Genomic DNA, 8,029 nt, shown 5'->3' with positions numbered 1-8,029 from the left:
TGTATTGGCTTGCAATTGGGTCTTCTACATCAAAAATGGCACTTAATTGGTGTGATACTTTTTCACAATCATCAATACCAATACCATTATCTGTATCAATGAAAACTCGCAAAATAGTATGCTTGCCACCAGCAGCATATTCTACGCCCACTAATTCATAACCCATATCTTCAAGTACAGGGCTAATCAAATTAGTAATTTTTTCTGTTATTTTTGCCATTTATCTTGCTTCTTTTTAACCTTTGTTTGCATAGTAAAATCCTTTTATAGGTATCTACCGTGAACTTTCTAAACATAACAAAAACCTGCCTAAACTACCGAGGTATTTGCCTATTTACATAGAGGCGCCTACTGCCTAATTCTTGCTAATCGTTTTTTTCTACATAACAAAAACCCCCTAAAAATGTGGTCTTTGCTTGCTTTAATGATCATAAAAAACCAAAAAAGACTTAATTTGGTAGCGGGGACAGGATTTGAACCTATGACCTTCGGGTTATGAGCCCGACGAGCTACCGAACTGCTCCACCCCGCACTAAAGTGGCGAGATGATACTCTGTTATTGCTTGCTTGTCTAGTTTATTTTTACCTATCTAGCATAATTTTACAAATTAGACTGGCGCACACCGCCCACGCCATGAATCGTTATTATGTATCCTTGAGAAAGCAAATGCTTAACGTAAAGCTGATTGTAAGTAAAAAAAAATACAATATTGGCAAGTCCTAAAGTTAATATACATAAGGGGAGCATCAAGGCAAAAGACTTCCAATCGCGACGATAAATTGCAGGGCAAAAGAACAGGCACAACGATGTCCAAGAATATCCTACTGGAGCAATTCTAGTCTCTTGAGTTTTTGGATTTTTTAAAGTTAGGGTTGTGTACGCCAAGTTTTTGTCTCTCCTCAATTTCCATTATAGTTTATCGGACACTTAAGTCAAGCAATAACAAACTACGCACGGATAACCTATAATAACACCATGAATACAATTAAAATCGCAGTGTTAATGGATGACATTAACAACATCAAACCCCATAAAGATTCATCTTTAGCAATGATGTTAGAAGCAACTAGGCGTAATTGGGAAATATACACATTTGACTCGCCCGACATGTTTTCTGATGCCGATCAAGCCATGACAATCTGCACTAAAACTCTTGTATTTGATCATGCCGAACACTGGTATGAAAAAGGCCCTGAACTTACGTTACCGCTTGAGCACTTTGATGTCATCTTGATGCGAAAAGATCCACCTTTTAATATGAACTACATCTATGCCACTTATTTTCTAGAACAAGCGGAAAACAAGGGGGTATTAGTGGTTAACAAGCCCCAATCTTTACGTGATGCCAACGAAAAACTCTTTGCTCTAAATTTTCCACATTGTATTGCAAAAACATTCGTAAGCAGCAATCAAGACCAGATTAAAAGCTTTATTAAAATGCAGGGTATCTGTGTGGTTAAGCCACTTGACGGCATGGGCGGCAAAGACATCTTTAAATTAGAGCATCATGATGACAATATTAATGAAGTACTTAAATATCTCACGCATCAAAACACTACGCCCATTATGGCTCAAGAATTCTTGCCAGAGATATCTCAAGGCGACAAACGCATCTTGTTAATTAACGGCCAACCTATTGATTATGCCTTAGCGCGCATGCCTGCCAAGGGTAGCTTTAAGGGAAATCTAGCGGCCGGCGCTACGGGTGTTGGTCAACCGTTAACTGATAGAGATCGCTATCTATGTGAGCAAATCGCCCCGACATTACGAGCCAAAGGCTTAATGTTTGTTGGCTTAGATGTTATTGGTAATTATATTACCGAGATTAATGTCACCAGTCCAACTTGCATTCGCGAGCTAGATGAGCAATTTAATTTAAATATTGCAGGTGTGTTATTTGACGCCATTGAACAGGCTTTAGACTAATTAGAAAATAGATATCGGGTTAACACAGCACCTAGGCCGGCTGCTGATAATGATAAAAGCACATTGAGCAAGATATTGATGCCTGCCTGTCCATAGTGTCCTAAGCTAATCATCTCTACTGACTCCCAAGACAAGGTTGACATAGTTGTTAAAGAGCCTGTTAAGCCAATAAGCAGCATCAACCTATATACCTCATGCAGCGCGACTTTCTCCAGCACAACTACCACCAAAACACCTGCCAAGAATGAACCGATAATATTGACACTTAAGGTGCCATACGGAAAAGTTGAACCCATGGTAGAATTCATAAATTGAGTCAAATAATAACGCATACTGGCGCCAATTGTGGCACCTGCACCAATGGCTAAGATGGTTGGAAATACGGTCATGATTTTCCTCTTATATTTTTAAGCTTTTCTGAAATTTTAATTTCGAGCCCTCGGTTAGCAGGATGATAATAGCGTTGCTCACCTAATGATTTTGGGAAATAAGTCTGGCCATAACTAATCGCATCTACCTCATCATTAGCATAACGATAACCCTCACCATAGCCCAGCTCTCCCATGAGTTGACTTGGCGCATTGCACAAATGTAGAGGCACTGACAAGTCACTGGTTTGCTTTGCTTCACTCAGTGCCTGATTAAATGCCTTATACAGAGCATTAGATTTTGGAGCAACAGCACAATATACTGCCGCTTGCGCAATGGCTCGATTACCCTCTTTATCGCCAACACGCTCATATACGTCCCATGCATTGAGTGTTATTTCTAACGCTCTAGGATCAGCATTGCCAATGTCTTCTGATGCAATAGCAAGTAATCGCCTAGCAATGGTTTTTGGATCACAACCGCCTACTAGCATTCTTGCCATCCAATAAAGCGCACCATCAGGAGAAGAGCCACGCACTGATTTGTGAAACGCCGATAGTTGCTGATAAAAAATATCACCACCTTTATCAAAACTTGCCACCTTATCCTGCAAAAACTGCGCGATACTTTGCTCATCTAATTGTCTTAGTTTAGCTTGGTCAATTTTTTCAACGATATTAATCAATCGGCGCGCATCGCCACCGCTATTAGCAATAATTTTTTTTCTGGCAGATTGATTTATTTCTAAATCTAAATAACTAAGACAGCGTCGCAATATTTGCATTAGTCCAGCCTCATCAAGTGCTTCCAATACATAAACACTCACACGTGAAAGCAATGCTCGATTTAATTCAAACGATGGGTTTTCGGTAGTAGCGCCTATTAATGTAATCAGACCAGACTCAATATGAGGTAAAAAAGCGTCCTGTTGCGCTTTATTAAATCGATGAATTTCGTCTACAAATAATACGGTTGACTGGTCGATTTTTTGATATTTTTTAGCATTCTCAATAACTACCCGCAACTCCTTTACACCATCCAGCACTGCACTTAATTGCACAAAATAGCCTTGAGCTTGTTTGCACATGATGCGGGCTAAAGTGGTCTTTCCAACACCAGATGGACCCCATAAAATCATAGAATGCAGCTGCTTGTTGCTGATTGCCTGTTTTAACGGGTGGGTCTCATTTAATAAGTGACCTTGTGAGCAGAACATCTCTAAACTATCAGGTCTTAATATTTCAGCAAGTGGTTTCATAATCCTAATTTTATTATATTGTTTGAAGAATTTTGTTTATCCACTCTATTCAATATCAATACTGCTTTCAACTTTAATCGCTGCGCAAATTTGATTGCTTTTTTACTGCTCATAGCTATCATGGCAGTTGCATAAGCATCAGCCAAAGCATTACTTTGATGAATAACACTTACAGAAAACAAATCGCTGTTATCTGGCAGGCCAGTAAACGGGTTAAGAATATGTGCATAACGCTTCCCTTCCCAAATAAAATATTGACGATAATTACCCGACGTGGCAATCGACTCATTTTCAAGTTCAATACTAATAGGGGTTTGTCCGTCTGGTGTTTCAATACCAATGGTCCAACTGCCTCTAGTTTTGACCTCGCCCCCAATCTCTATCATAAATCGCTGCACGCCTTGGTTTACCAGCAATTTAGTCACCTCATCTACTGCATAACCCTTTGCAATTGCTGATAGATTAATATGAATATCTGCTTGTTTAATAAAATACTGGCCATTTAGTGTGGCTAGATTAATTGAAGAACTTTTCAATGCCTGAGATACCATTGCTCTATTAGGTTTTTCAATAACTTTGGTGACGCCAAACCCCCAAATATCTATCAACCTGCCGAGACCTGGGTCAAAAAAACCATCAGTTTGTTGATGTACACGAATTGAATCGTTCAACACTTGAGACAACTCAGTTGAAAGCAATATAGGACGATGTATTGAGGCGTTATTCACTTGGGATAATTCTGAGTGCTTATCCCAGCTAGAAAAAATTTGGTTAATTTGTTTAAGGCGCTCTTCAATCTGCAGTCGGTTAACCTGACCACCCTGACTTTTAATTGTATAGGTTGTCCCCATGGTTTTGCCAGTAAATTGATTAATGGCCTGCCCCTGATCACAACTACTTAGACTTAAAAAGAGAAAAAAAACGACTAACTTAGGCATTATAATTTTGTCATGTTTAGATTGATTATTTGTTTACTACTCTCTGGCTGGGCTCATGCCAATGATACCCTAGCGCATAATAATATGCCTGAGACCCAAAGTTTTGAAGAATTTCTATTAGATATTCGTCATCAAGCACTCAATGAAGGTATTTCCAATACAACACTTGATCAGACTTTATCTGCACTAACACCCAATGAAAAAGTGATTAAATTTGATCGAACTCAGGCCGAATTTAGCCAAAATTTTTGGCGTTATTTAGGCTCTCGAGTAAGCGCATATCGCCTTAAATATGGCGCTCAAAAACTCAAACTTCATCAGCAGACTTTACAAAAGAACTATCAACGCTACGGCGTTCCTCCACATATCATTGTGGCATTTTGGGGCTTGGAGACTAATTATGGCAACAATACTGGCAGCTTAAATTTGGTAAGGTCATTAGCTACGCTAAGTTATGATCAGCGTCGACGTGCTTTTTTTACTAAACAACTGCTAGCCTTACTTAAACTTATTGATGAAGGAAAAATCCCACCTGAAGCCAATGGATCTTGGGCTGGCGCCATGGGCAATGTCCAATTTATGCCTACTAATGTAGCAGCCTATGGAGTTGATGCTAATCAAGATGGTGAGATTGACCTATGGAACAACACACAAGACACCTTTGCAAGTGCTGCTAATTTTTTACAAAAAATTGGATGGCACCGAGGTGAGCGTTGGGGGCGTGAAGTCAGTATTCCGCAGAACTTCAAGTACCAACATGCTAATTTACAAATCAAAAAAACCGTTAATGAATGGCGATCATTAGGTGTGCGAACAGCACAGGATAGCAATCTGCCAGTCTCCGATCTTAAGGCTTCATTAATATTGCCTATGGGCTATCAAGGGCCAGCATTTTTAGTGTATCGTAATTTTCGCGCTATCTTGCGCTGGAACCAATCTATTCTATACGCCCTATCTGTTGGCCATTTGTCGGACCGGCTAGCAGGTGCTGATCAGCTTTATGCAACTCCAATCAAGGAACCTTCACTTAGTCGTGATGACGTTCATTTGATTCAAACTCAACTAAATAACCTTGGACATGATGCTGGAGAGCCAGATGGTATATCTGGTCCAAAAACACGCAAAGCAACGCGCCAATATCAACAAGACAACCATTTGCCAATTGATGGCTATGTGGGCTATCAACTTCTGCAACAATTACAATGAACATAGATACTTACCTTGGCTTTGATGTTGGCACTAAACGCACAGGTGTGGCAATAGCCAACAGCTTAACTCAACAAGCCAATGGTATTGATATCGTTTCACATCATAAAAATGGTGCTACCAACTGGAATGATTTTGATGCAATTATTAATCAACACGCAGTTAGTTTGTTTGTCGTCGGAATACCTTACGATAAAAATGGTCAGGAACAAGAAATGACTTTCATCGCCAGATCATTTGGCAGAAAGCTGAGTGCGCGTTATGACATAAAAACAGTTTTTGTTGATGAGTATTTATCATCCAATGAGGCCAAAAAACAACTAAAATATAATCATCATCATAAGAACGCAAACCGTGCTGAGGTTGATAAACTTTCAGCAGCTTTAATATTACAAACTTGGTTAGAAGATTTATGAAACAAAACCTGATTAGCAACCACGTTCAGCTAGATGAATCAGGTAAGTTGATCCATCTGTTAGGCCTTGAAGGCCTGCCCAAATCTCAACTACTTGATATCTTAGATAAGGCTAGCAACCTACTTGACAACAATGGCAACTTAAAAAAATCCAAGGCCTTGGATGATATGTCGGTTGCTAATTTATTTTTTGAGCCTTCAACGCGAACAAGAAACACTTTTGAAATTGCTGCCATGCGCAATAGTGCCAATGTTATCAACGTAGATTTAGCAAATTCTGCTTTAAAGAAAAATGAAGCGCTGATGGATACCATGCATACGCTTAAAGCTATGCAAATTGATATGTTTGTTATTCGTCATAAACAATCTGGACTGCCACATCATGTGGCGCAACACTTAAAAGGCGTTTCAATTCTTAATGCCGGAGATGGCACTAATGCTCATCCGACTCAGGCTTTGCTTGATATGCTCAGCATTCACCAACACAAGCCAAATTTTAAAGATTTATCAGTAGCTATTGTTGGTGACATTACCCACTCAAGAGTGGCTCACTCAGACATTCATGCGCTCAAAACACTTGGAGTTACAGACATTCGTCTTATTGCCCCAAAAGCACTACAACATGAGTCAGAGCGTTGTGACACTGTCAGATGTTTTTCTGATATGGACTTAGGGCTCAAAGATTGTGACGTCATAATGGTATTACGCTTGCAAAAAGAACGCATGCTGGAAGCAGAGATCCCTAACGAGCAAGAATATTTTGAGAATTATGGGCTCACCTCTGAACGCCTAAAATTAGCCAAAAAGGATGCTATTGTCATGCATCCAGGCCCGATCAATCGCGGTGTTGAAATTGATTCTACGGTTGCAGATTGCGATCAGTCTATTATTTTACAACAGGTAACCAATGGTATTGCTATACGTATGGCGGTAATGCAAATTTTGGCTAAAAATTCATGAACAGCATTCTAATCTACGACAATTTAAAATCAACGTTACATGCGCTTAACACTGACGATACCGTTTCCAGTGCACACGGAATTCTATGTGGCTTTGCTTGTGTTAAGCCTGATCTCGGTTTGGATGATTGGCTAAATGAAATCCTGGTCAGTATTGATTTAAACAATCTTAGTGAAAAATTAGCCCACGAGGAGTTGGCACTAATTTTTAATGAAACCCTGTCTCAACTTAATGATGAGACTCTAGATTTTCAACCGTTAATTGCTGATGAAGAATCAAGATTGGGTGAGCAGGCAAATACGCTAATTGAATGGTGCCAAGGCTACTTAGTTGGTCTAGGCTTACAAAAAATCTCTACTACTGATGAAGAGGCGCTCGAATTAATCAAAGATATTTCGGAAATATCTCAGCTTGATGCAGATTTGATTGATAACGAGCAAAATGCACAAGATCTGAACGAGATTATCGAGTTTGTGCGCATGGGAGTCTTGTTAATACAGGAAACCTTGCAGCCTTCTAAGCAAGACTATATCAGTCCAGAAACACTGCATTAGTCACACTAATGTCGCTATTACAGGCGTTTAATTACTTTAAGTGCTGTTAATATAACAATATTATAAAATTATGCCCTAATGATAGTGTTGCAAAGCTGTTGCAAGTGTATATCATGGCACACCCATAAGGGGATTAAATCTTGAGGAGGAGGTAGCCGCCTAACTAAACTTGAGGAGAATAAAAAAAACGACTACCTAATAGAAAATCATTACATATATCTCGGGGGAGAGAATAATGATCTTCTAAATATAATTATACCATAGGTTATAGGGGTGTTTTGTATGGAAGTTATATAAAAACCAAAGATGGGAAAATATATATTTCTCCATATAATGATTTACAGATAATCGAAGGACAAGGGTCTATTGGTTACGAAATCTCAAATCAGGTTAATCAGCCAT

10 protein-coding genes and 1 tRNA gene are annotated in these 8,029 nt (G+C 39.3%); 5 read left to right on the top strand and 6 right to left on the bottom strand.

The genetic code is table 11. The features are described from left to right. The 3 genes from rimP to P8M52_RS05900 all read right to left on the bottom strand — a co-directional run. A partial coding sequence (gene rimP / locus P8M52_RS05910; RefSeq protein WP_300308714.1) for a ribosome maturation factor RimP occupies window positions 1-220 on the bottom strand: 220 nt, incomplete at its 3' end. 235 nt (window positions 221-455) lie between these two features. Next, a tRNA-Met gene (locus P8M52_RS05905) sits at window positions 456-532 on the bottom strand. Window positions 533-601: 69 nt separating this feature from the next. After that, window positions 602-886 (bottom strand): hypothetical protein, encoded by a 285-nt coding sequence (locus P8M52_RS05900; protein WP_300308711.1) that lies wholly within the window; start codon window positions 884-886, stop codon window positions 602-604. Between the two features lie 90 nt (window positions 887-976). Between P8M52_RS05900 and gshB the strand changes: the two genes are divergently transcribed. Beyond that, window positions 977-1,927, top strand: a complete 951-nt coding sequence (gshB, locus tag P8M52_RS05895) for a glutathione synthase (RefSeq protein WP_300308709.1) — start codon at window positions 977-979, stop codon at window positions 1,925-1,927. Here the strand turns inward: gshB and crcB are convergent. Genes crcB through P8M52_RS05880 form a run of 3 tightly spaced genes read right to left on the bottom strand, consistent with a single transcriptional unit; the run spans window position 1,924 to window position 4,492 of the window. Then, entirely contained in the window at window positions 1,924-2,316 is a 393-nt protein-coding gene (gene crcB / locus P8M52_RS05890) for a fluoride efflux transporter CrcB (protein ID WP_300308707.1), read from the bottom strand. The genes gshB and crcB overlap by 4 nt on opposite strands. Beyond that, entirely contained in the window at window positions 2,313-3,554 is a 1,242-nt protein-coding gene (locus P8M52_RS05885; RefSeq protein ID WP_300308704.1) for a replication-associated recombination protein A, read from the bottom strand. The genes crcB and P8M52_RS05885 overlap by 4 nt, the downstream gene beginning before the upstream one ends. Next, the gene (locus P8M52_RS05880) at window positions 3,551-4,492 is read right to left on the bottom strand and encodes an FAD:protein FMN transferase (protein ID WP_300308701.1); all 942 of its coding nucleotides are present in this window, start codon (window positions 4,490-4,492) and stop codon (window positions 3,551-3,553) included. The genes P8M52_RS05885 and P8M52_RS05880 overlap by 4 nt, the downstream gene beginning before the upstream one ends. A 12-nt stretch (window positions 4,493-4,504) precedes the next feature. Here P8M52_RS05880 and P8M52_RS05875 point away from each other — a divergent pair, with 12 nt between their 5' ends. From P8M52_RS05875 to P8M52_RS05860, 4 genes are read left to right on the top strand one after another with little or no spacing between them, the layout of a single operon-like run. Next, on the top strand, window positions 4,505-5,698 hold the full coding sequence (locus P8M52_RS05875; protein WP_300308698.1) for a lytic murein transglycosylase: 1,194 nt from the start codon (window positions 4,505-4,507) through the stop codon (window positions 5,696-5,698). After that, window positions 5,695-6,114, top strand: coding sequence for a Holliday junction resolvase RuvX (ruvX, locus tag P8M52_RS05870; RefSeq protein WP_300308695.1), 420 nt, complete (start codon window positions 5,695-5,697; stop codon window positions 6,112-6,114). Before P8M52_RS05875 ends, ruvX begins: the two co-directional genes overlap by 4 nt. Beyond that, window positions 6,111-7,073 (top strand): aspartate carbamoyltransferase catalytic subunit, encoded by a 963-nt coding sequence (locus P8M52_RS05865; RefSeq protein ID WP_300308692.1) that lies wholly within the window; start codon window positions 6,111-6,113, stop codon window positions 7,071-7,073. Before ruvX ends, P8M52_RS05865 begins: the two co-directional genes overlap by 4 nt. Continuing rightward, a complete protein-coding gene (locus P8M52_RS05860; protein WP_300308689.1) occupies window positions 7,070-7,627 on the top strand; it encodes a YecA family protein in 558 nt (185 codons plus the stop codon). Before P8M52_RS05865 ends, P8M52_RS05860 begins: the two co-directional genes overlap by 4 nt. The last annotated feature ends 402 nt before the right edge of the window (window positions 7,628-8,029 follow it).

Source organism: Candidatus Thioglobus sp., assembly GCF_029243085.1.
GTDB lineage: Bacteria > Pseudomonadota > Gammaproteobacteria > PS1 > Pseudothioglobaceae > Thioglobus_A.
This window is presented reverse-complemented; position numbering and strand designations above follow the sequence as displayed.

Coding starts and splice junctions, on each gene's coding strand:
- P8M52_RS05875 (WP_300308698.1), top strand. CDS start 4,505: ATGTTTAGATTGATTATTTGTTTACTACTCTCTGGCTGGGCTCATGCC.
- P8M52_RS05880 (WP_300308701.1), bottom strand. CDS start 4,492: ATGCCTAAGTTAGTCGTTTTTTTTCTCTTTTTAAGTCTAAGTAGTTGT.
- P8M52_RS05865 (WP_300308692.1), top strand. CDS start 6,111: ATGAAACAAAACCTGATTAGCAACCACGTTCAGCTAGATGAATCAGGT.
- gshB (WP_300308709.1), top strand. CDS start 977: ATGAATACAATTAAAATCGCAGTGTTAATGGATGACATTAACAACATC.
- P8M52_RS05885 (WP_300308704.1), bottom strand. CDS start 3,554: ATGAAACCACTTGCTGAAATATTAAGACCTGATAGTTTAGAGATGTTC.
- crcB (WP_300308707.1), bottom strand. CDS start 2,316: ATGACCGTATTTCCAACCATCTTAGCCATTGGTGCAGGTGCCACAATT.
- ruvX (WP_300308695.1), top strand. CDS start 5,695: ATGAACATAGATACTTACCTTGGCTTTGATGTTGGCACTAAACGCACA.
- P8M52_RS05860 (WP_300308689.1), top strand. CDS start 7,070: ATGAACAGCATTCTAATCTACGACAATTTAAAATCAACGTTACATGCG.